At 67.6% G+C, this 21,733-nt stretch carries 18 protein-coding genes; 2 read left to right on the top strand and 16 right to left on the bottom strand.

Features of this window, described 5'->3' with window-relative positions; all coding sequences use genetic code 11:
• Positions 1-287: 287 nt before the first annotated feature.
• From ccoP to HUW53_RS04160, 7 genes are all read right to left on the bottom strand, one after another.
• Complete coding sequence (ccoP, locus tag HUW53_RS04190) at positions 288-1,172, bottom strand: cytochrome-c oxidase, cbb3-type subunit III (RefSeq protein ID WP_237344491.1); 885 nt, start codon at positions 1,170-1,172, stop codon at positions 288-290.
• 4 nt (positions 1,173-1,176) lie between these two features.
• Complete coding sequence (locus HUW53_RS04185; RefSeq protein ID WP_237344490.1) at positions 1,177-1,338, bottom strand: cbb3-type cytochrome c oxidase subunit 3; 162 nt, start codon at positions 1,336-1,338, stop codon at positions 1,177-1,179.
• 3 nt (positions 1,339-1,341) lie between these two features.
• On the bottom strand, positions 1,342-2,088 hold the full coding sequence (gene ccoO / locus HUW53_RS04180; protein WP_237344489.1) for a cytochrome-c oxidase, cbb3-type subunit II: 747 nt from the start codon (positions 2,086-2,088) through the stop codon (positions 1,342-1,344).
• A 14-nt stretch (positions 2,089-2,102) separates the two neighbouring features.
• Positions 2,103-3,725, bottom strand: a complete 1,623-nt coding sequence (gene ccoN, locus HUW53_RS04175) for a cytochrome-c oxidase, cbb3-type subunit I (protein ID WP_237344488.1) — start codon at positions 3,723-3,725, stop codon at positions 2,103-2,105.
• 415 nt (positions 3,726-4,140) lie between these two features.
• Positions 4,141-5,178, bottom strand: coding sequence for a tryptophan--tRNA ligase (trpS, locus tag HUW53_RS04170; RefSeq protein ID WP_237344487.1), 1,038 nt, complete (start codon positions 5,176-5,178; stop codon positions 4,141-4,143).
• A gap of 297 nt (positions 5,179-5,475) precedes the next feature.
• Positions 5,476-7,041: a lipid II flippase MurJ gene (locus HUW53_RS04165; protein WP_237344486.1), complete on the bottom strand. Its 1,566-nt coding sequence runs from the start codon at positions 7,039-7,041 to the stop codon at positions 5,476-5,478.
• Positions 7,042-7,122: 81 nt separating this feature from the next.
• Positions 7,123-7,605: a hypothetical protein gene (locus HUW53_RS04160; protein ID WP_237344485.1), complete on the bottom strand. Its 483-nt coding sequence runs from the start codon at positions 7,603-7,605 to the stop codon at positions 7,123-7,125.
• 222 nt (positions 7,606-7,827) lie between these two features.
• Here HUW53_RS04160 and HUW53_RS04155 point away from each other — a divergent pair, with 222 nt between their 5' ends.
• Together HUW53_RS04155 and HUW53_RS04150 are read left to right on the top strand one after the other, a co-directional pair.
• A complete protein-coding gene (locus tag HUW53_RS04155; protein WP_237344484.1) occupies positions 7,828-8,805 on the top strand; it encodes a tyrosine recombinase XerC in 978 nt (325 codons plus the stop codon).
• A 374-nt stretch (positions 8,806-9,179) separates the two neighbouring features.
• Positions 9,180-9,614 carry a VOC family protein gene (locus HUW53_RS04150; protein ID WP_237344483.1) on the top strand — a complete coding sequence of 145 codons (435 nt, stop codon included), beginning with the start codon at positions 9,180-9,182 and terminating at the stop codon, positions 9,612-9,614.
• A 280-nt stretch (positions 9,615-9,894) separates the two neighbouring features.
• Here HUW53_RS04150 and lpdA read toward each other — a convergent pair whose 3' ends face one another.
• The 9 genes from lpdA to HUW53_RS04105 all read right to left on the bottom strand — a co-directional run bounded on the left by lpdA (position 9,895) and on the right by HUW53_RS04105 (position 21,538).
• The gene (gene lpdA, locus HUW53_RS04145) at positions 9,895-11,298 is read right to left on the bottom strand and encodes a dihydrolipoyl dehydrogenase (protein WP_237344482.1); all 1,404 of its coding nucleotides are present in this window, start codon (positions 11,296-11,298) and stop codon (positions 9,895-9,897) included.
• Positions 11,299-11,335: 37 nt separating this feature from the next.
• Positions 11,336-11,980: a LysE family translocator gene (locus HUW53_RS04140; protein ID WP_237344576.1), complete on the bottom strand. Its 645-nt coding sequence runs from the start codon at positions 11,978-11,980 to the stop codon at positions 11,336-11,338.
• A gap of 80 nt (positions 11,981-12,060) precedes the next feature.
• Positions 12,061-13,272 (bottom strand): 2-oxoglutarate dehydrogenase complex dihydrolipoyllysine-residue succinyltransferase, encoded by a 1,212-nt coding sequence (odhB, locus tag HUW53_RS04135; RefSeq protein WP_237344481.1) that lies wholly within the window; start codon positions 13,270-13,272, stop codon positions 12,061-12,063.
• A gap of 172 nt (positions 13,273-13,444) precedes the next feature.
• Positions 13,445-13,765 (bottom strand): YciI family protein, encoded by a 321-nt coding sequence (locus tag HUW53_RS04130; protein ID WP_237344480.1) that lies wholly within the window; start codon positions 13,763-13,765, stop codon positions 13,445-13,447.
• A 9-nt stretch (positions 13,766-13,774) separates the two neighbouring features.
• Positions 13,775-16,729: a 2-oxoglutarate dehydrogenase E1 component gene (locus tag HUW53_RS04125; protein ID WP_237344479.1), complete on the bottom strand. Its 2,955-nt coding sequence runs from the start codon at positions 16,727-16,729 to the stop codon at positions 13,775-13,777.
• A gap of 493 nt (positions 16,730-17,222) precedes the next feature.
• Positions 17,223-18,107: a succinate--CoA ligase subunit alpha gene (gene sucD, locus HUW53_RS04120; protein ID WP_237344478.1), complete on the bottom strand. Its 885-nt coding sequence runs from the start codon at positions 18,105-18,107 to the stop codon at positions 17,223-17,225.
• Positions 18,107-19,309: an ADP-forming succinate--CoA ligase subunit beta gene (sucC, locus tag HUW53_RS04115; RefSeq protein WP_237344477.1), complete on the bottom strand. Its 1,203-nt coding sequence runs from the start codon at positions 19,307-19,309 to the stop codon at positions 18,107-18,109. The genes sucD and sucC overlap by 1 nt, the downstream gene beginning before the upstream one ends.
• Positions 19,310-19,577: 268 nt before the next feature.
• Positions 19,578-20,543: a malate dehydrogenase gene (gene mdh, locus HUW53_RS04110; protein WP_237344476.1), complete on the bottom strand. Its 966-nt coding sequence runs from the start codon at positions 20,541-20,543 to the stop codon at positions 19,578-19,580.
• Between the two features lie 215 nt (positions 20,544-20,758).
• On the bottom strand, positions 20,759-21,538 hold the full coding sequence (locus HUW53_RS04105; RefSeq protein WP_237344475.1) for a DUF1003 domain-containing protein: 780 nt from the start codon (positions 21,536-21,538) through the stop codon (positions 20,759-20,761).
• Positions 21,539-21,733 lie beyond the last annotated feature (195 nt).

The following is a 21,733-nucleotide window of genomic DNA, read 5'->3' as shown; positions in this document are numbered from 1 at the left end:
GCGAACCGCCATCGGAGCGATCGCGCGTTTGGGAGCGTTCAAATATTCATGCTCTAGAATGTAGAACCGTGTCAGGTGGTCGAAAGGCCACACCGACATTTCGCCGCGCGGCGAAATGTGTCACGGGTGCGTTTCCGCCCGGCACGGCGGCGGTTCGCGACCATGCCCCACCGCCGCGCGGACGCCGGGCGCGAAGCTCCATCGGCAGCTCCGAAAAGAGTCACTCGATGCAAAAAGCCCCGGCCGCGCAACGGCCGGGGCTAATGTCAGGGCATGCTCCGCGGCGATCAGCGACCGCCGCCGAGGGAGTGCACGTACACCGTCAAGACCTTGATGGTGGTGGCGTCGAGACGCCCATGCCACGCTGGCATCACGTTGCCGCGACCGTTGGTGACGGCATATTCGATGGTCGCCTTGTCGGGACCATAGAGCCAGATCTTGTCCGTGAGGTTGGGGGCGCCGACCTCCGGATTGCCCTTGCCCTCGTCGCCATGGCAGGCCGCGCAATTGGCGATGAAGACTTCCTTGCCCTTGGCGGTGTCCGCGCCCGGCTTGTCGAGGCCGGACAGGGTCCGGACATAGCCGGCCACGGCCGAAATCTCGGGCTTGGTCAGGATGCCATCGCGACCGAAGGCGGGCATGTTGCCCACATGGGCCTGATCGTCACCCGAACGGATGCCAAAGTTGATGGTCTGGTAAATCTGGTCGAGACTACCACCCCACAGCCAATCGTCGTCATTCAGGTTCGGGAAGCCCACGGCACCACCGCCGCCCTGACCGTGACAGGGCGCGCAATTGTCCGCGAAGGCCACCCGGCCCTGCGCCCGCGCCAGGGTGAGCAGCGCCGGGGTATCCTCGATCTGCGGGAGCGACGCGCTCGCGAGTTTCGCCGTACTTTCGGCGCGTAGTGCCTGCAGGTCGGCGATCTGGGTGCTTACCGCCGTGCGCGAGTTCCAGCCGAGAACGCCCGGAGTCGCGCTGGAGATGAGCGGCCACGCCGGATACATGACCCAGTAGGCGATCGACCAGACGATGCAGGCGTACCACACCCACAGCCACCAGCGCGGCAGCGGATTGTTGAGTTCCTCGATGCCGTCCCACTCATGCCCGGTGGTGGTGACGCCGGTGACCGGGTCGAGCCGGCCGTGATGAGAATTTTCGCTCGTGCTCACGGGATCAATCCTCTTTGAGCGGAATGTTGGCGGCGTCCTCGATTTCCTTCTTCCGTTTCTTGCCGGGCCAGAAGGCGTAGGCCACCACGAGGGCGAACGCGACCACGAACAACACCAGACCCCAGGTCTGAGCGATGCCGGCCACCGTTTCGTAGGTCTCCGACATGGCTCACCTCACGTTCGCTTTGTTGTCATAAAGCTTGAAGTCCACCAGCGTGCCCAGCATCTGCAGATAGGCGATGAGCGCGTCGGCTTCCGTGAGATCGCCAGGGTTGCCGTCGAAGTCGCGCACCTGCGCCTTGGGGTAGCGCTTCTGAAACGCATCCGCCTCGGCATCGGTGGTGGACTGGGTCACAAGATCAGCCTGGGCATGGGCGATATCGTCGTCGGTGTAGGGCACGCCCTCCAGCCGCAGCACCTTCATGTCCTGCTCGACATGCTTGGTGTTGAGCTTCGTCTGCGACAGCCACGGATAGGCCGGCATGATCGAGGCCGGCACCACCGAACGCGGGTTGTGCAGATGCTCCTGATGCCAGATGTCCGAATACTTGCCGCCGACGCGCGCCAGATCCGGACCGGTGCGCTTGGAGCCCCACTGGAAGGGGTGGTCGTACATGCTCTCGGCCGCCAGCGAATAGTGGCCGTAGCGCTCCACCTCGTCACGCAGCGGGCGGATCATCTGCGAGTGGCAGTTGTAGCAGCCCTCGCGGATGTAGATGTTGCGCCCCACCAGTTCGAGAGGGGTGTAGGGCCGCATGCCCTGCACCGTCTCGACCGTGCCCTTCAGGTAGAAGAGCGGTGCGATCTCCACCAGGCCACCGATGGAGATCATGATGAGGATCCCCAGCATCAGCCAGTAGGTGTGCTTCTCGAAGATCTGGTGCTTGGCCCAGATGGACGTGCCTTGCGACGCCATGGGTCGTTTCTCCCTCATTCCGCGGGGGCGAGGGCGAGCTTCTGCTCGGCCACCGCCTGCGGCATGTTGATGGTCTTCCACACGTTCCACGCCATGATCAGACCGCCCGCGACGAACAAGAGGCCGCCGGTGGCGCGAATGACATAGAGCGGATGCACCGCGTCCACCGTCTCGATGAACGAATATTCAAGGAAGCCGAGGCCGGTGTAGGCACGCCACATCAGGCCCTGCATGATGCCCGCCACCCACATGGAGGAGATGTAGAGCACGATGCCCAGCGTCGAGATCCAGAAGTGCCAGCTGATGGCCTTCACGGAATACATGTTGGGCTTGTTCCACAGCCACGGCACCAGGCAGTAGATGGCGCCGAAGGAGATGTAGGCCACCCAGCCGAGCGCGCCGGAATGCACATGGCCGACGGTCCATTCGGTATAGTGGCTGAGCGAGTTCACCGCCTTCACCGCCATCATCGGACCTTCGAAGGTGGACATGCCGTAGAACGCCACCGACACCACCATCATGCGGATCACCGGATCCGTGCGCAGCTTGTCCCACGCACCCGACAGGGTCATCAGGCCGTTGATCATGCCACCCCAGGACGGCATCCACAGGATGACCGAGAAGGTCATGCCCAGGGTCTGCGCCCAATCGGGAAGGGCCGTGTAGTGCAGGTGGTGAGGACCGGCCCAGATGTAGATGAAGATCAGGGCCCAGAAGTGGACGATGGACAGGCGGTACGAATAGACCGGCCGCTCCGCCCGCTTCGGGATGAAGTAGTACATGATGGCCAGGAAGCCGGCGGTCAGGAAGAAGCCCACCGCGTTATGGCCATACCACCACTGGAACATGGCATCTTGGACGCCCGACCAATAGATGTAGGACTTGGCCGAGAACAGCGACACCGGAATGGTGACGTTGTTGCCCAGATGCAGCATCGCAATGGTGATGATGAAGGCAAGGTAGAACCAGTTCGCCACGTAGATATGGGGCTCGCGGCGCTTCCAGATGGTGGCGACGAACACCAGCAGATAGGTCACCCACACCACCGTCAGCCACAAATCGGCGTACCATTCGGGCTCGGCATATTCCTTCGACTGGGTGATGCCCAGCAGATAGCCGGTGCCGGCGATGACGATGAAGAAATTGTACCCCAGGATCACGAACCAGGGGGCGAGATCGCCGGCAAGGCGCGCGTGGGATGTGCGCTGCACCACGTAGAACGAGGTGGAGAGCAGCACGTTGCCGCCGAAGGCGAAGATCACCGCCGAGGTATGCAGCGGACGCAGCCGCCCGAAGGATAGCCACGAGGTGTCAAGATTGAAGGCCGGAAAGGCCAGCTGCCACGCCGCCAGGTCGCCGGCGAGGAAGCCCGCGACGCCCCACACCACCGCCGCGATGACGCCGAATTTCACCACGCCGAAATTGTAGTTGGGCTTGCCGTCGACAAGCTGCGGCACGGTGCCCGCCGGGCGGTCCATGTAGCGGTTGCCGATGGCGAACACCGCGGCGATGGAACCCGCCGCGAACAGATAGGCGTGGAAGGCGTAAGCCGCGGTGTAAGCCTTCGCCGCCACGATGATGGATAGGAAGGCCAAGAGAGCGAAGACCACCAGCAGAGCGGCCTCCCCAAACCGCATGGACTTCGCCGGGGCTGGGATTGGATCTTGAATTGTCGACATTGCAGAACCCCTTGCGCCGAGGCGTGACACTGCACCCACGGAGCCTCCAGCGCACCATGCGCGCGAGGCCCATTTTCTCCTTGATACAGGTCAAAGGTGCGTGATGTCGCGCGGTGCGGCGGCCCTGCGGCGGCGGGTCGCGCCCGCTGCACGCTTTTCCCCCGCTTTCGCCGTGCATGACCCTACGTTTGCCGCAAGGATCCGCGTTTGCTCCATCAAAAGATACCGTTGACCCTCTCTGCCGGCACGGGGGCAGCGCCCGCGCACGGCACCGCGCCGAAGCGCGGATGCGACACTTTTTCTCTCCGGAGCGTGCCCCGGAGCCGCGTCGCATTCCCAACACGGAGCGGCCCGATCGCCGCTCCGCGCAAATTTATGCGCGGACCATGCCAACAATGTCCTTCACATCGCGGATGGTCTGGTCGGCGAGCGCCCGCGCACGGGCGGCGCCATCGGCAAGAATCGCGTCGATAGCGCTCACATCATTCATCAGGCGCTGCATGTCCGCGCCGATGGGGCCAAGCTTGGCCACCGCCAGATCCACCAGCGCAGCCTTGAAGGCGGAGAATTGCCCGCCGCCGAAATCCTTCAGCACCTGCGCCTTGGAGCTGTCCGACAGCGCGGCATAGATGCCGACCAGATTCTCGGCCTCCGGACGGCCCTTCAAGCCCTCCTCCTCGGACGGCAGGGGCTCCGGGTCGGTCTTGGCCTTGCGCACCTTGCCCGCGATGGCGTCGGCATCGTCGGTGAGGTTGATGCGGGAGAAGTCGGATGCATCGGACTTCGACATCTTCTTCGCCCCATCACGCAGGCTCATCACCCGCGTGGCGGGTCCGGCGATCAGCGGCTCGGTCAGCGGGAAATAGCCCTCGCCATGGCCATAGGCGGCGATGGAGGGGGCGAAGTCCGTATTGAATTTCTGCGCGATGTCGCGCGTGAGCTCAAGATGCTGCTTCTGGTCCTCGCCCACCGGCACATGGGTGGCGCGGTAGAGCAGGATGTCGGCCGCCATCAGGGTCGGATAGGCGAACAGGCCCACCGAGACGTTCTCACGGTCCTTGCCGGCCTTTTCCTTGAACTGCGTCATGCGGTTCAGCCAACCCATGCGGGCCACGCAGTTGAAGATCCAGGCCAGTTCCGCATGGCCCGACACCTGGCTCTGGTTGAACACGATGTGCGCCTTGGGGTCGATGCCGCAGGCGATGAAGGCCGCCGTGACCTCGCGGGTATGGCGCTTCAGCTCCTCAGGGTCCTGCCAGACGGTGATGGCGTGGAGGTCCACCACGCAATAGATGCACTCGTGGCTGTTCTGCAGCTCCACGAAGCGCTTGATGGCGCCGAGATAATTGCCGAGATGCAGATTCCCCGTGGGCTGCACCCCAGAAAACACACGTTCCGCGACCGCCGCCATGGCGACCTCCTGAAGGGCGGCCTGCGCCCCGATCTTCTTGAAAACGAGGGGCGGCGAAACCGCCCCGCTCCCGCCTGGGACCATGCCGGCGCCGGCCGCGATCCGGAAACCGGATGCTCGGACGGCTGCGCGAGCCGGGCGGCCCGGCCGGCGTTGCCGCCCCGGATGAAACCCGCCGCGGTGAAAGCGCCTTGCCATGGCCCCATTTGGAACCCGTGGCGTCATGCCACCCCCGCCCCGCCGATGCAAGAGACGGCCGGACCAGTCCCGTCACAGGGGCGTCGCCCGTCAGCGCGCTCAGCGTTTCCCCCGACCGATCCAGCGCTTGAAGCCCAGGCCCAAGCCGCCGTAGACCCCCACGCCGAGGCCGACCAAGGCGGCCAGACGCAGCGCCTGGGCCGGCGCGTCGGTCCCGCCGGTCCAGTGCGCATCGGCTATCCCCACCACGGCCCCCATGGCGAGGGCCGACGCCAGCAGGCCGATCGCGGCCCCGACCATGCGGCGATCGATGGCGAGCGCGCCATGCCGCGCCAGCAGCACGACGAACACCGCCAGCGAGGCGAAGGCGGACACCGCGACGGCACCCGCCGCCCCCACCGGCCCCACCAGATGTCCCCCAAGCGCGGCGCTCAGGACGCACAGGCCGAGGGAGCCGAGCGCGATCCGCTCCGCCCCGCGCACAAGGCCGAAGGTGGCGGCGGTGGCGGACAGGATCCGCTCCAGCCCCTGGGCCGGCAGGGCCAGCGCCAGCACCGCCAGCAGATTGGCGGTCAAGGCGGAATCCTGCGTGTCGAACGCGCCCCGCTGGAACAGCACCACCACGATCGGATAGGCGAGCACCGCCAGCCCCACCGCCGCCGGGAGCGCGAAGGCCAAGGCTGTCAGCAGCGCGCCGGCGGCGGCGCGGGGCCCGCCATCGCCGGTGCCGGCGGCATGACGGGCCAGCAGCGGCACCAGCACCGCGCCGGCGCTTGCCCCCACCAGCCCCAAGGGCAGATCCATCAGGCGCTGGGCATAGTTGAGCGCCGCCACCGCGCCTTCCGACCCCGAGGCGAATGCCGCCGCGATGATGATTCGGAACTGGCTGAGCCCGGCGAACAACAGCGCCGGAGACGCGGCGCGCAGCACCCCGAACGCGGCCCGCCACGGCAGGGACGCCGGCTCCACGCATCCGCCCTGCCCCGGCGACAGGGTTGGCGCCGCCGGGCAGCCGCGCGCCGCGCCCATCATCAAGAACCATTGGCTGAAGCCGGCCGCCACGGTGGCGGCGGCGATGGCGAGGGCGGCCACATCGCTCGCCACCAGATCGCGCGCCAGCAGCACGGCGATGACCGCCAGCACGGTGAGATTGGCCGCCAGCGGCGCCAGCGCCGCCACCAGCACCCGCTGCGCGGTGTTCGCGACGCCGCCGTAGATGGCGGCCAGACCCGCCAGCGGCAGGTAAAGCACCGCCACCCGCCCGCACAGGATGGCGACGGTGGCGCGGTCGCCATCGGGCAGGAAGCCCGGCGCCAGCACCCGGATGAGTTGCGGCATGAAGAAGGCGGCCACAAGGGCGAGCGCCAGCAGCACGCCGGCCAGCACGATGAGGGTCGCCCCCGCGAGCCGCCGCGCGGCGCGCGGCCCCCCCTGCTCGGCCCGCACCAGGGCCGGGATGAAGGCGAGGTTGAAGGCCCCTTCCGCCAGCAGCCGCCGCGCCAGCAGGGGCAAGGAGAGGGCGGCGGTCAGCGCATCCGCCACCGGTCCCGCGCCCAGGATGGCGGCGGTGGCTGCATCGCGCACGAAGCCAAAAACCCGCGAGGCCAGGGTGGCGGCGGACACAAGCGAGGTGCGGGCCGCGAGCATGCGGACGGGGGACGACATGACCCCGCTATGCCTGCGGCCTCGGCCGATGTCGAGAGCCGCGCCGCCGCATCCCGCGAGGGTTCGGCGCCCGCGGCCCGATCAGCCGGGCTGTCGCAACACCGGTGCATCCGGCAGCAAGGGCGAAAGCCGCTCGAGTTCGGCCAGCGCCGCCGCCTTCTGCGCGAAGGTTTCCCAGATGTAGCGATCACGCTGGATGCGGGTGCGCCGCGCCCGATCCGCCGGCCAGGCCGACAGCACCAGGAACGGCCACCCCTCCGACGGCGGCGTGTACAGGGCAAGGAAGCACGGCCCCTCCGACGGCGCCGCGCACGCGGCATCAGGCCCGGACTTGAAATGAAGCCGGCCCGGCTCCGGCTGGGGAATGGGGCGATCGAGCGCATCCGCGAGCGCAGCGCGCTCGGCCTCGCTCTCCACGATCCACCCCTTGTAGGCCCGGCCCACCGCGATGGAGACCGGTTCCGGCAGGCGGCCCAGCACCAGGTCGGGCAGGCCCGGCTGGAACCCCGCATAGGTCAGGGTGGGTAGCCATTGGTGCATGGGGCGGCTGAAATCGACCGGCATGGGTTCCTGTCTCGCTTTCGCTGCGGCCGGACACGACCCCTCGGTCGCGACGCGCGACGGGATCCGACGACGCACTCACGATGCAAGTTCAGGACCGCGCGCTTGCCGATTTCGCGACAGCATGAGCGAAATGGCAACGTCCGCGCGCGCACTCTGGGCATCACGCCGGACCTTCGCGCCGGACAGAGATGCCCCATCCCAGCGCAGCGGGAGGCTGCCGCCATGGCCATGACCGACAAGGATCGCGCCGCGCGCGCCACCCATGCCCTGCTGGCGGCCGCCGCGCCGGACGTGGCCACCGCCGCCGAAGCCTGGCTCGCCCGGCTCGCCCATGAGCGGCGCCTGTCGCAAAAGACGCTGGAAGCCTATGCCCGCGACCTCGCCACCGTCTTGCAGCGCCTCGCGCTGCATCTCGGCGGGCGACCGTCCCTGCCTGATCTCGCCGCATTGACGCCGGCCGACGTGCGCGCGGTGCTGGCCGCCCGCCGCGCGGACGGGGTGGCGCCCCGCACCCTGGTGCGCCTGCTCGCGGCCGCACGCTCCTTCGCCCGCCACCTGGAGCGGGAAGGACAGGGCAAGGTGGGCGCTCTCACCGCCGTGCGCGCCCCCAAGGTGCCGAGAAGCCTGCCGAAGCCGGTCTCCGTCGCCGCCGCCCGCGCCCTCGCCGATCCCGCCACCCGCGCCGGAGAGGACCGCGCGCCCTGGATCCTGACGCGCGACGCCGCCGTCATCGCCCTGCTCTATGGCGCCGGGCTGCGTATCTCGGAGGCGCTCTCCCTCACCGCCGGCACCGTCATGGCCGGAACCGATCAGATCACAGTGACCGGCAAGGGCAACAAGACCCGGATGGTGCCGCTCATCGCGCCGGTGGCGGAGGCCATCGCCGCCTACAAGGTGCTCTGTCCCTATGTGCTGACCTCGGAAGCCCCGCTCTTTCGCGGCGCCAAGGGCGGCCCGCTCTCGCCGCGCATCGTGCAGCTCGCGGTCGAACGCATGCGCGGTGCCCTGGGCCTGCCGGACAGCGCCACGCCCCATGCCTTGCGCCATTCCTTCGCCACCCATCTGCTGGCGCGGGGCGGCGAGCTGCGCGCCATTCAGGAATTGCTGGGCCACGCCTCCCTCGCCACCACCCAGATCTATACCGAGGTGGACGCCACCGCCCTCATGGCCGCCTATCGCGCCGCCCATCCGCGCGCGTAAGACCGAAGGCCTGTGCGCTTGACTCACGTGGCTTTGGTCAAGCCCGCGCGGCGCCTGAGCGGACCCGCTTGGCGCCGGTCAAGGAGCAGGGTCGATGGTATAAGACCCATCGCCGGCTGACCGCCGCGCGCCCTCCCCGCGCGGTCAGAACTCGGGGACTGTGATCGTCCCCGCAAGAGCCGCGGCATCTCGCGCCACCGATGGCGCATGCCACGGGCTCATGCGTTTGACCCATGAGTCTTGGTCCGGGCCGCGCCTGGACCGACCTTCTTGGCGCCGGTCAAAGACCAGGGCCGATGGTAGAGCCGATGATACAGTCGATGGTATCATGGAGTCGCGGCCATCTTGCCGTCGGAGTCCGGAGAAACACCGCCATGACGCTGGTGCGTCCCGTTATCGAGCACATGTCGGTCGGCACCACCGACCTCAAGCGGGCCATCGCATTCTATAACGCGGTGCTGTTCCCCCTCGGCCTGGTCAAGGTGGCGGACGAATTGGAGCCCGCCGGCGCCTCCGCCTGCTGGGGTCCGCCCGGCACCCTGCCGGCGCCCGAGGGCACGCCGGGCGCCGCGCCATTCTGGGTCGAGGCGCGACCCGGCCCCATCGCCTGCCCGCCGGGCTTTCATGTGTGCTTCTGGGCACCGGACCGCGCGGCGGTTCACGCCTTCCATGCCACCGGCCTTGCCAACGGCGGCACCGACAATGGCGCACCGGGTCCGCGCCCCCACTATGGCGCGGGCTATTACGCGGCCTTCCTCGAGGATCCCGACGGCTGGCGGATCGAGGCCGTGACCTATGCCGCCGGATAGCCGGAGCCGACGGGTAGCCAGCGCCGGTGGGCGGGCCGGCGGGCCGGCGGGCCGGCGGGCCGGCGGGCCGGCGGGCCGGCGGGCGCCCGGACCGGAATCCGGCGGGAAGGGCAACGGTTTGTTAGCCGAAGCACCCCATGTTCCCCAGATCGATCGGCCCTGCCGATAGACCGACTGACCTCCTCCAGGCCCCTCCGGACACCCGTCCCGAGGGGCTCTTTTTTGCCCGCGCCTCGGCAACGGAAGGGCCGGCGCGGGGACAGGCCCCGCGACGCGGCGATCACATATGGATGGCGCGCTTTTCCACCGCCATGGCCGCTTCCTTCACCGCCTCGGAGCGGGTCGGGTGAGCGTGGCAGGTGCGGGCGAGGTCCTCGGACGAACCGGCGAACTCCATCAGCACCGCGCATTCGTGGATCATCTCGCCGGCCTCGGGGCCGATGATGTGGGCGCCCAGCACCCGATCCGTGACCGCATCGGCCAGGATCTTCACGAAGCCGTCGGTGGTGTTGTTCACCTTGGTGCGGCCGTTGGCGGTGAAGGGGAACTTGCCGACCTTGTAAGCCACGCCCGCCGCCTTCAGCTCATCCTCGGTCTTGCCCACCGAGGCCACCTCGGGGAAGGTGTAGACCACGCCGGGGATGACATCGTAGTTCACATGGCCGGCCTTGCCCGCCAGCATCTCGGCGCAGGCCACGCCCTCGTCTTCGGCCTTGTGGGCGAGCATGGGGCCGGCGATCACGTCGCCGATGGCGTAGATGCCGGGCACCGAGGTCGCGAAGTGCGCGTCGGTGACGACCCGGCCCTTGGGGTCCTTCGCCACGCCCACCTCTTCAAGGCCGAGGCCGGCGGTGAAGGGAATACGGCCGATGGCGACCAGCACCACATCCGCCTCCAGCACCTCGGCGGCACCGCCGGCGGCGGGCTCCACCGACACCTTGAGGGTCTTGCCCGAGCTGTCCACGCCCGTCACCTTGGTGCCGAGCTTGAAGGCGAAGCCCTGCTTTTCCAGGATGCGCTGGAACGAGCGGGCCACCTCGCCATCCATGCCGGGCAGGATGCGGTCCAGGAATTCCACCACCGTCACCTGAGCGCCGAGGCGCCGCCACACGGAGCCGAGCTCCAGGCCGATGACGCCGGCGCCGACCACCACCAGCTTGCCCGGCACCTTGTCCAGCGACAGCGCGCCGGTGGAGGAGACGATGCGCTTCTCGTCGATGGTCACGCCCGGCAGCGGCGCCACGTCCGAGCCGGTGGCGATGAGGATGTTCTTCGTCTCCAGGGTCTCGACCTTGCCGTCGGCGTTCAGCGTCACCTCGACCTTGCCGGGGGCCAGGATCTTCGCGACGCCCATGTAGACGTCGACCTTGTTCTTCTTCAGCAGGAACTCGACGCCCTTCACATTGCCATCCACGCCGCGCTCCTTGAACGCGAGCATCGCCTTCAGGTCGAGCTTGGGCGCGGAAACGCCGATGCCCATCTCGGCGAACTTGTGGCCGGCTTCCTCGAAGAATTCGGAAGCGTAGAGCAGGGCCTTGGAGGGAATGCAGCCGACGTTCAGGCAGGTGCCGCCATGGGTGCCGCGCTTCTCGCAGACCGCCACCTTCAGGCCGAGCTGGGCGGCGCGGATGGCCGCCACATAGCCGCCGGGGCCGGTGCCGATGATGATGAGATCGTAGGACATGAGACTTTCCTCGATGTGAGAGGCCGCCGCGCCCGCCTCAGGGCACCATGGTGGCCCTTTGCAGAGCGATCCGGATGCCGAGGCCGACAAGGAGCGCGCCGGTGATCCGGTTGAACCAGCGGCCGAAGCGGGCAAGACCGTCACGCACGGCCCGCCCGGTGAAGAAGAAGGTGACGACCGTGAACCAGCAGACGGCGAACACGGCCATGGACAGGGCATAGCCGCCCTGGACGGCAAGCGGGGTATCGGCGCTGACCACGCTGCCGAACAGCGACAGGAAAAACAGCACCGCCTTGGGGTTCAGGATGTTGGTGAGGAAACCGAGGGCGAAGCTGCGCCGATCCGAGATCGCCGGCGCCGCGCGGTCCTCACCTTCGCAATGCAGCCCAACGGGTGCGGGCGCCCCCAGGGTCTTGACCCCCACATAAACGAGATAGGCCGCCCCGGCCCACTTGAGGACGGTGAAGGCGGTCAGCGAATGGGCCACCAGCACGCCGACACCCGCCAGCGTGTAGCTGGCGTGGAACAACAGCGCGATGCCGATCCCGGCACTGGTGAAAAGGCCCGCGCGCCGGCCATGAACCACGCTCTGGCGCACCACCATGGCGAAATCCGGCCCCGGAGCGACGGCCGCCAGCGCGAACACCGCCATCAGGGTCAGATATTGCGAAAGGTGGCTCACCATGGCGGGGCTCCCGGTCGGCGCGGGATTGCGGGGGCGCGGCTGGCCGTGCCCCCGGTCCGCTCACAGGTCCGTTGCGATCACAGATCCAGCACGAGGCGCGCCGGGTCTTCCAGGGTCTCCTTCACGCGCACCAGGAAGGTCACGGCTTCGCGGCCGTCGACGATCCGGTGATCGTAGGACAGGGCGAGATACATCATCGGGCGGATGACGATCTGGCCCTTCACCACCACCGGGCGCTCCTCGATGCGGTGCATGCCGAGGATGCCCGACTGCGGCGCGTTGAGGATCGGGGTGGACATCAGCGAGCCGTAGATGCCGCCGTTGGTGATGGTGAAGGTGCCGCCCTGCATGTCTTCGATGCCGAGCTTGCCGTCACGCGCCTTGCGGCCATAACCGGCGATCTGCTTCTCGATGTCGGAGATGGAGAGCTTGTCGGCGTCGCGCACCACCGGGACCACGAGGCCCTTCTCGGTGCCGACCGCGATGCCGATGTTGTAGTAGTTCTTGTAGACGAGGTCGGTGCCGTCGATTTCGGCGTTCACCGCGGGCAGGTCCTTGAGGGCCGCGATCACCGCCTTGGTGAAGAAGCCCATGAAGCCGAGCTTGGTGCCGTGCTTCTTCTCGAACGCGTCCTTGTATTGGGCGCGCAGGCCCATCACGCCGGACATGTCCACGTCGTTGAACGTGGTGAGCATGGCGGCGGTGTTCTGCGCGTCCTTCAGGCGGCGGGCGATGGTCTGCCGCAGCTTGGTCATCTTCACCCGCTCCTCGCGGGCGGCGTCCACCGGGGTCGACGGGGCGCGCGGCGCGGCCGGAGCGGCGGCCGGAACGCCCGAGGCGACGGCGGCGAGGATGTCGCCCTTGGTGACACGGCCATCCTTGCCGGTGCCGGAAACGGCCGCCGGGTTGAGGCCGGTCTCGGCGGCGATGCGGGCCACCGCCGGGCCGTTGGCGCCACCCGCGACCGGGGCGGCGGCCGCGGCCGGAGCCGGGGCGGCGACGGGCGCCGGAGCGGGCGCCACCGCGGCCGGGGCGACCGCGGACGCGCCGGCGCCTTCGGTGATGGAACCGAGCAGGGCGCCGACACCCACGGTATCGCCGTCCTTGGCGATGATCTCGGCGAGCACGCCGGCCGCCGGAGCGGGCACCTCGACGGTGACCTTGTCGGTCTCCAGCTCGACGATGGGCTCGTCGGCCTTCACGGCCTCGCCGGGCTTCTTGAACCACTTGCCGATGGTCGCTTCCGTCACGGACTCGCCCAGAGTGGGTACGCGGATCTCGGTCGCCATGGTGTTCGCCCCTGTTGTGGGGCCTCCCTCAAATGTCGGCATGTGCCGGGCCTTCCCGGCACATCATGTGAAACTCAGATGCCGGGCCTTCCCGGCACATCTCGCGAAACTCGGATGCCGGACACCCCCGGCACATCTTATGAAGCCGAAGCCGGAGCCCGGCCGCGGATAGTCAATCGGCGGCCGGACCATCGGCCCGGCCGGTGATGAGCGACAACAGGGGCATCACCCCATAGGTGAAGCCGAGATCCGCCCCGATGACGGGATCACGCGCGGCAAGCGCGCGGGCCTCGGCTTCGTCCGCCACCTCCACCAGCGCCAGCCCCCAGATGCCGTCCGGGTCCGCCACCGGCCCCACCGCAAGCGCGCGGCCGGCATCGGCCTCGCCTTGCCAGAAGGCGCCGTGGGCGACCATGGCATCAAGCTCCGCCGGGCGCGCATCGCTCGGAAACGAGGCGCGCGGCGGGGTGAGGCGCAACAGGAAGTGCGGCACGGATCCGCCTCAGCCCAGGGCTTCTTCGAGGAAGGCCTTGAGCTGCGCCATGTGCTTGGACATGAGGCCGGTGGCGGTGGCGGCGGACGCCGGACGGCCGGCATAGCGCGGCCGCTTGGCCACCCCGCCCGCCTGCTCCAGCACCCATTCCAGGTAGGGCTGAACGAAGAACCAAGACCCCTGGTTCTTCGGCTCTTCCTGGCACCACACCACTTCCGCGTTCTTGAAGCGGGACAGCTCCTGAACCAGCGTCTTCAGCGGGAACGGATAGAGCTGCTCCACGCGCATCAGGTAGACGTCGTTGACGCCGCGCTTCTCGCGCTCCTCGAGGAGGTCGTAATAGACCTTGCCGGTGGTGAGCACGACCCGACGGATCTTCTCATCCGGCACCAGCGTCACGCCGGCCACGTCCGGATGCGACTGGGCATCGTCCCACAACACGCGGTGGAACGAGGTGCCGGCCACCATATCGTCCAGGCGCGACACCGCCTTCTTGTGACGCAGCAGGGACTTGGGCGTCATCAGGATGAGCGGCTTCCTGAACTCGCGGTTCAGCTGCCGGCGCAGAATGTGGAAGTAGTTGGCCGGGGTGGTGCAGTTCGCCACCTGCATGTTGTCCTCGGCGCAGAGCTGGAGGTAGCGCTCCAGGCGGGCGGAAGAGTGCTCCGGCCCCTGGCCCTCATAGCCGTGCGGCAACAGGCACACGAGGCCGCTCATGCGCAGCCACTTGCGCTCGCCCGAGGAAATGAACTGGTCGAACACCACCTGGGCGCCATTGGCGAAGTCGCCGAACTGCGCCTCCCACAGCACCAGCGTGTTGGGCTCGGAGAGGGTATAACCGTACTCGAAGCCCAGCACCGCCTCTTCCGAGAGCATCGAATTGATGACCTCGTATTTGGCCTGGGTGTCGGAGAGGTGGTTGAACGGCTTGTAGCGGGCCTCGGTCTCCTGGTCGAGCAGCACCGAATGGCGCTGGGAGAAAGTACCGCGCTCCACGTCCTGTCCGCTGAAGCGCACCGGATGGCCTTCCAGCAGCAGGCTGGAGAAGGCCAGCGCCTCGCCAGTCGCCCAGTCGATGCCCACGCCGTCCTCGATCGCCTTCTTGCGGTTGTCGAGGAAGCGCTGGATGGTGCGGTGGACCTTGAAGCCCTCCGGCACGGTGGTGATCTTGTCGCCGATGCTCTTCAGCAGATCCACCGGGACGCCGGTGTTGCCGCGGCGCGGATCATCGCTCTCCTGGGCCGCCTTGAAACCGGCCCAGCGGCCGTCGAGCCAATCGGCCTTGTTGGGCTTGTAGGCCTGGCCGGCTTCGTACTCGGCCTCCAGGCGCTCGCGCCAGGCGGCGCGCATGGTGTCGAGCTCGCCGGCGGTGACCACGCCCTCGGCTTCCAGCTTCTTGCCGTACAGTTCCAGCACGCTCGGGTGCTGGCGGATCACCTTGTACATCTTCGGCTGGGTGAAGGACGGCTCGTCGCCTTCGTTGTGGCCGAAGCGGCGGTAGCAGAACATGTCGATGACCACCGGCTTGTGGAACCGCTGGCGGAACTCGATGGCCACCTTGGCGCAGAACACCACCGCTTCCGGATCATCGCCGTTGCAGTGCAAGATCGGCGCCTCGATCATCTTCGCCACGTCGGACGGATAGGGCGAGGAGCGCGAATAGCGCGGATTGGTGGTGAAGCCGATCTGATTGTTGATGATGAAGTGCAGCGAACCGCCGGTGCGGTGCCCCTTCAGACCCGACAGGCCGAGGCACTCGGCCACCACGCCCTGACCCGCGAAGGCGGCGTCGCCGTGCAGGATGAGCGGCAGAACCTTCACCCGCTCGGTGTCGCCCCACTGGTCCTGCTTCGCGCGGGCCTTGCCGAGCACCACCGGATCGACGATCTCCAGGTGCGACGGGTTGGCGGTCAGCGACAGGTGGACCTTGTTGTTGTCGAACTCGCGGTCGGACGATGCACCAAGATGGTACTTCACATCGCCCGAGCCCTCCACGTCGTCGGGGGCCCAGGAACCGCCCTTGAACTCGTGGAACAGCGCCCGGTGGGGCTTGCCCATCACCTGGGTCAGCACGTTCAGGCGGCCGCGATGGGCCATGCCGAACACGATCTCCTTGAGGCCGAGATTGCCGCCGCGCTTGATGATCTGCTCCAGCGCCGGAATCAGGCTCTCGCCGCCGTCGAGGCCGAAGCGCTTGGTGCCGGTATACTTGACGTCGAGATATTTCTCGAAGCCCTCGGCCTCCACCAGCTTGTTGAGGATGGCGCGCTTGCCCTCGCGGGTGAAGGTGACCTCCTTGTCCGGCCCCTCGATGCGCTCCTGGATCCAGGCCTTCTCCTCGGGCGAGGAGATGTGCATGAACTCGACGCCGATGTCCGAGCAATAGGTGCGGCGCAGGATCGCCAGCATCTCGCGCACGGTCGCGAATTCAAGGCCGAGGACGTGGTCGATGAAGATCTTGCGGTCGAGGTCGGCCTCGTAGAAGCCGTAGGACGCCGGGTCCAGCTCCGGTGCCTCGCGCGGCGGGGTGAGGCCGAGCGGATCGAGATTGGCATGCAGATGGCCGCGCATGCGATAGGCGCGGATCATCATCAGCGCCTTCACGCTGTCACGGGTGGCCTGCTGCACATCGGCGGCGGAAAGCTCCACGCCCGCCTTCTGCGCCTTGGCCTTCACCTTGTCGCCGACGTGCTTCTCCACCTCGGCCCACTGGCCGTCCATGGCCGAAACCAGCTCGCCATTGGCGTGCAGCGGCCAGTTCGGCCGCTTCCAGGACGCGCCGCGGGCGTTCGCCAGCACCTGGGCCGGATCGTCCTTGAGACCTGCGAAAAAGCTCTGCCACTCGGCGTCAACCGAGCTCGGGTCCTGCTCGTAGCGGGCGTAGAGGTCCTCGATCCAGGCGGCATTGGCACCATCGAGGAAGGAGGTATTCAGGAAAATATCGTTCTGTTCCGCGCGCGACATGGGTGTCTTCCCGGATGGCCTCGGGCCTCGCCCTCCTTGTGCGCGTTCCGCACAGAAAACCAAGCCCGAAACCGAAAAATCTGCCACAAACACGACGCTCCGACCGAAACCGGATCGCCTTATTCCACCCCCGCCCGGCTCGTGGCAGCCACGGGATGGGGTGCTCGTCAGCTTACATAGTCCCGCCAGGCGCACGGCAAAAGCCGACCTGACGTGCGTCATCCGCATGATCGTTTTTCAGCCGCTCCGCCCCTCGCCGGAAAACACGGCGAAATTCAGAGCCGGCGCTTCCCCCCGCGCCCCTTCTTCGTCATCGGCGCTTGCGCGCGCCCGCGGCCACCCCCCTGGGTGTTGACCTCCCGCCGGCGCACCGCGCCCCCGGCGGCCGAAGCCGGCCGGGCTGTCCGGCGGCGGCATCACCGCCGCCGGACCAACCAAAACCCGGATGCGGCCGCGGCCGCATCCGGACAGGCCCCTTGCGGGGTGCCGATCCTCAACCCTTGAGCACGTCCACCAGGGTCTTGCCGAGGCGCGCCGGAGACGGGGACACCCGGATGCCCGCAGCTTCCATGGCCGCGATCTTGTCCTCGGCTCCGCCCTTGCCGCCGGAGATGATGGCGCCGGCGTGACCCATGCGGCGCCCCGGAGGGGCGGTGCGGCCGGCGATGAAACCCACCATCGGCTTCTTGCGGCCCTTCTTCGCCTCGTCGGCGATGAACTGGGCCGCTTCTTCCTCGGCCGAGCCGCCGATCTCGCCGATCATGATGATCGACTGGGTCGCGGGGTCCGCCAGGAACATCTCCAGGATGTCGATGAACTCGGTGCCCTTCACCGGGTCGCCGCCGATGCCCACCGCCGAGGTCTGGCCGAGGCCTTCCTGGGTGGTCTGGAACACGGCCTCATAGGTCAGCGTACCGGAGCGCGAGACCACGCCCACCGAGCCCGGCTTGAAGATGTTGGCCGGCATGATGCCGATCTTCGACTGGCCGGCGGTGACGATGCCGGGGCAGTTGGGGCCGATGAGGCGCGACTTGGAGCCGGACAGCGCCCGCTTCACCTTCACCATGTCCAGCACCGGGATACCCTCGGTGATGCAGACGATGAGGGGGATCTCGGCGTCGATGGCTTCCAGGATCGCGTCGGCGGCCCCCGGCGGCGGCACGTAGATGACCGAGGCATCGGCGCCGGTCTTCTCCTTGGCCTCGATCACGGTGTCGAACACCGGCAGGCCGAGGTGGGTGGACCCGCCCTTGCCGGGGCTGGTGCCGCCGACCATCTTGGTCCCGTACATGATGGCCTGCTCGGCGTGGAACGTGCCGTTCTTGCCGGTGAAGCCCTGGGTGATGACCCGGGTGTTGGCGTCGATCAGCACGGACATCACGCGGCATCCTTCTTCACAGCGGCCACGATCTTCTGCGCGGCGTCATCCAGGTCGTCGGCAGGAATCACGTTCAGGCCGCTCTCGCGGATGATCGTCTTGCCCTCTTCCACATTGGTCCCCTCAAGGCGCACCACCAGCGGCACCTGGAGGCCAACCGCCTTCACCGCCGCCAGCACGCCGCGCGCGATCACGTCGCACTTCATGATGCCGCCGAAGATGTTCACCAGGATGCCCTTCACGTTGGGATCCGCGGTGATGATCTTGAACGCCGCCGTCACCTTCTCTTCGTTGGCGCCGCCGCCCACGTCGAGGAAGTTGGCCGGGCTTTCGCCGTAGAGCTGGATGATGTCGAGGGTCGCCATGGCAAGGCCGGCGCCGTTCACCATGCAGCCGATGGTGCCGTCGAGGGCGATGTAGGCGAGGTCGTACTTGGACGCCTCGATTTCCTTCGCATCCTCTTCCGTCAGGTCGCGCAGCTCGGTCAGCTCCGGATGGCGGAACAGGGCATTCGAGTCGAACGACACCTTGGCGTCGAGCACCCGCAGCTGGCCGTCCTTGGTGACGATCAGCGGGTTGATCTCGAGCATGGCCATGTCGGTCTCGGTGAACGCGGTGTAGAGCGCGCTCACGAGCTTGCCGGCCTGCTTGGCGAGGTCGCCGGACAGGCCCAGGGCCTCGGCCACCTTGCGGCCGTGGAAGGCCTGCGCGCCGGTGGCCGGGTCCACCGAGAAGGTCACGATCTTCTCAGGCGACTTGTGGGCCACGTCCTCGATGTCCATGCCGCCTTCCGTGGAGACCACGAACGCGACGCGCGAGGTCGCGCGGTCCACCAGCAGCGACAGGTAGAACTCCTTCTCGATGTCGGAGCCGTCCTCGATGTAGAGGCGGTTCACCTGCTTGCCGGCGGGGCCGGTCTGCACGGTGACGAGCGTGTTGCCCAGCATTTCCTGCGCAAACTGCTTCACGTCCTCGATCGACTTGGCGAGACGCACGCCGCCCTTCTCGCCGGCGGCGGCCTCCTTGAACTTGCCCTTGCCACGCCCACCGGCATGGATCTGGGACTTCACGACCCAGAGCGGGCCGCCGAGTTCCTTGGCTGCCGCCTCGGCGTCTTCCACCTTGAGCACGGGCACGCCGCGCGAGACCGGCGCGCCGAACGTCTTCAGCAGCGCCTTGGCTTGGTACTCGTGAATATTCATGTCTTCGTCCCCTGAGGGTTGCGAAGTGCCCCTTCCCCCCTGAACCGACGCCGGCCGCCCCGAACCGAACCCGTGGCTGGAGCGGACGACGACCGTCTCCATTGCACCGCCTCCATCGCGATGCTGGGACCCGCGTCCTCCGTCCGGACCAGAAGGCCGAAGCGGGAGAGCGCGCCCCGAGGAGGGGAACATTCGTCTCCTTCACCTCGCCGGCTTGACGACCGGCACGATGACGGCACTCCCGTGGGAGAGCCGCCGTTGACCGAGATCACTTCCCGAGATCGGGTGCGATCTTCAGACAGGCCTCCACCAGTCCTTCGACCGATGCGACCGATTTTTCGAACATGGCGCGTTCCGCCGGGTCGAGATCGACCTCGACGATACGCTCCACACCCCGCGCCCCGATGACGACCGGCACGCCCACGTAAATATCCCTGAGGCCATAGGCGCCATCGAGGCGTACGGCCGCCGGCAGAAGGCGCTTCTTGTCCTTCAGGTAGCTCTCCGCCATGGCGATGGCGGACGCGGCCGGCGCGTAGAAGGCCGAGCCGCTCTTGAGCAGGTTGACGATCTCCGCCCCGCCGTTCCGGGTGCGCTCGACGATGGCGGCGATGCGCTCGGCGCTGGTCCAGCCCATGCGGATCAGGTCCGGCACCGGAATGCCACCGACCGTCGAATAGCGCACAAGCGGCACCATGGTGTCGCCGTGGCCGCCCAGCACGAACGCGGTCACATCCTCCACCGACACACCAAATTCATCGGCCAGGAAGTATCTGAAGCGCGCGGAATCGAGCACGCCCGCCATACCCACCACCTTCATCGCCGGCAGGCCGCTGGTGCGCTGCAGCGCCCACACCATGGCATCCAGCGGATTGGTGATGCAGATGACGAAGGCTTCCGGCGCGTACTTTCGTATACCCGCGCCCACCTGCTCCATCACCTTGAGGTTGATGGCGAGCAGGTCGTCGCGGCTCATGCCCGGCTTGCGGGGCACGCCGGCGGTAACGATCACCACATCGGCGCCGCCGATGGCGTCATAGGTGTTGGTGCCGGCGAAGGTGGCATCGAAGCCCGCGACCGGAGCCAGCTCGGCGAGGTCGAGCGCCTTGCCCTGGGGCACGCCCTCCACCACATCGAACAGCACCACGTCGCCCAAATCCTTCAGCCCGGCCAGAAGGGCGAGCGTTCCGCCGATCTGGCCGGCCCCGATGAGGGCGATCTTGTTGCGGGCCATGCCTGTTCCCCGGAAATGAGCCTGTCGTATCGAGCAGGAGCCGAGCGGCGCTTGACTACTCCCATTAGACAAGGCGTTCAAGCCGGCGGCCCTGCACAAATAGTGGGATATGGCCGCCGCTGACTGCTTCTTGTGCGATGCAGCACACCGACACCGTCGGTGGTGATCCGTATCGCCGGAGGCGCTGGCGGAGGTCGCAAGCGCCCCGCCAGCGCCTATTTCCGCCGTCCGTTCATGGCCTCCAGCACATCGAGCTGGATTTCCTGGATCTGTGCCAGACGCTCCCATTGCTGACCGAGCAGGTGGTCGAGCTTTTCATGCAGGTGGCGGATTTCCAGTTCGGCCTTCAGATTGACCTTGAAATCATTTTCGGCCCGCATCCGGTCGCGCACCTCGACCCGCTTCTGGCTCATCATGATGACCGGTGCCTGAATGGCGGCGAGGCAGGACAGCACCAGGTTCAGCAGGATGAACGGATAGGGATCGAACTGCGCCCGGCCCACGGTGATGAGATTGAACACGATCCACACCACCAGGATCGCGGCGAAAACGCCGATGAAGCCCCAACTGCCGCCAAACATGGCCAAAGCGTCGGCCATCCGATCCCCGAACGTGCGCTCCCGCTCGAAACTCTTCTCCACATCTTCCGCCAGGGTTTCGTTGGCGGCGAGGCTTTCCACCACCTCTATCTCGAGCGCGCCCAGCTCGCCGCGCTCGCGCTCCAACAGGCGCGCCACGAACGCCGCCCGCAGCCGCGCCAGATCCTTGAGGCAGACAAGGCCCTCGGCTCCGAGATCGGGATGGCTCTCCCGGGCGAATGCGGCCAACGCCGGGCGCAGCTCCGCCAGCGGCACGGTCTGGTCCAGCGGGAAGGTCTGGGCGCAGACGCCGCAGATCACTTGGGGACGGGTTTTCCCGCGCGCCGGCTGGCCGGCCTCACCCGACTGAGACACCGCCTCACGGTCGCCGCTGGTATTTCCGGATCGATGACCCATACCCTGCTCCTGCATCCACGAACACAAGGCGGCATGCCGGGCCGCCGCGGGGATGTGATCCTTCCGGCGCGCGCCGATCAAGAGGGCGGGCACGGAGCGGGGGCCGGCGCGAGGGGACCCTCGACATGCACCAAGGCCGCGGCCCCCTTCGGTGCCGCGGCCTTGGTGTGGCGTCAGCCACAGAGTTTACCCTCC

Source organism: Xanthobacter agilis (assembly GCF_021730435.1).
Lineage (GTDB): Bacteria > Pseudomonadota > Alphaproteobacteria > Rhizobiales > Xanthobacteraceae > Xanthobacter > Xanthobacter agilis.
This window is presented reverse-complemented; position numbering and strand designations above follow the sequence as displayed.

Bases quoted from the DNA above. Each gene is read 5' to 3' on its own strand.
- lpdA (WP_237344482.1), bottom strand. From the start codon at position 11,298: ATGTCCTACGATCTCATCATCATCGGCACCGGCCCCGGCGGCTATGTG.
- sucC (WP_237344477.1), bottom strand. From the start codon at position 19,309: ATGAATATTCACGAGTACCAAGCCAAGGCGCTGCTGAAGACGTTCGGC.
- HUW53_RS04150 (WP_237344483.1), top strand. From the start codon at position 9,180: ATGACGCTGGTGCGTCCCGTTATCGAGCACATGTCGGTCGGCACCACC.
- ccoN (WP_237344488.1), bottom strand. From the start codon at position 3,725: ATGCGGTTTGGGGAGGCCGCTCTGCTGGTGGTCTTCGCTCTCTTGGCC.
- odhB (WP_237344481.1), bottom strand. From the start codon at position 13,272: ATGGCGACCGAGATCCGCGTACCCACTCTGGGCGAGTCCGTGACGGAA.
- HUW53_RS04185 (WP_237344490.1), bottom strand. From the start codon at position 1,338: ATGTCGGAGACCTACGAAACGGTGGCCGGCATCGCTCAGACCTGGGGT.
- HUW53_RS04155 (WP_237344484.1), top strand. From the start codon at position 7,828: ATGGCCATGACCGACAAGGATCGCGCCGCGCGCGCCACCCATGCCCTG.
- sucD (WP_237344478.1), bottom strand. From the start codon at position 18,107: ATGTCCGTGCTGATCGACGCCAACACCCGGGTCATCACCCAGGGCTTC.
- HUW53_RS04160 (WP_237344485.1), bottom strand. From the start codon at position 7,605: ATGCCGGTCGATTTCAGCCGCCCCATGCACCAATGGCTACCCACCCTG.
- mdh (WP_237344476.1), bottom strand. From the start codon at position 20,543: ATGGCCCGCAACAAGATCGCCCTCATCGGGGCCGGCCAGATCGGCGGA.
- trpS (WP_237344487.1), bottom strand. From the start codon at position 5,178: ATGGCGGCGGTCGCGGAACGTGTGTTTTCTGGGGTGCAGCCCACGGGG.
- HUW53_RS04165 (WP_237344486.1), bottom strand. From the start codon at position 7,041: ATGTCGTCCCCCGTCCGCATGCTCGCGGCCCGCACCTCGCTTGTGTCC.
- HUW53_RS04105 (WP_237344475.1), bottom strand. From the start codon at position 21,538: ATGGGTCATCGATCCGGAAATACCAGCGGCGACCGTGAGGCGGTGTCT.
- ccoO (WP_237344489.1), bottom strand. From the start codon at position 2,088: ATGGCGTCGCAAGGCACGTCCATCTGGGCCAAGCACCAGATCTTCGAG.
- HUW53_RS04125 (WP_237344479.1), bottom strand. From the start codon at position 16,729: ATGTCGCGCGCGGAACAGAACGATATTTTCCTGAATACCTCCTTCCTC.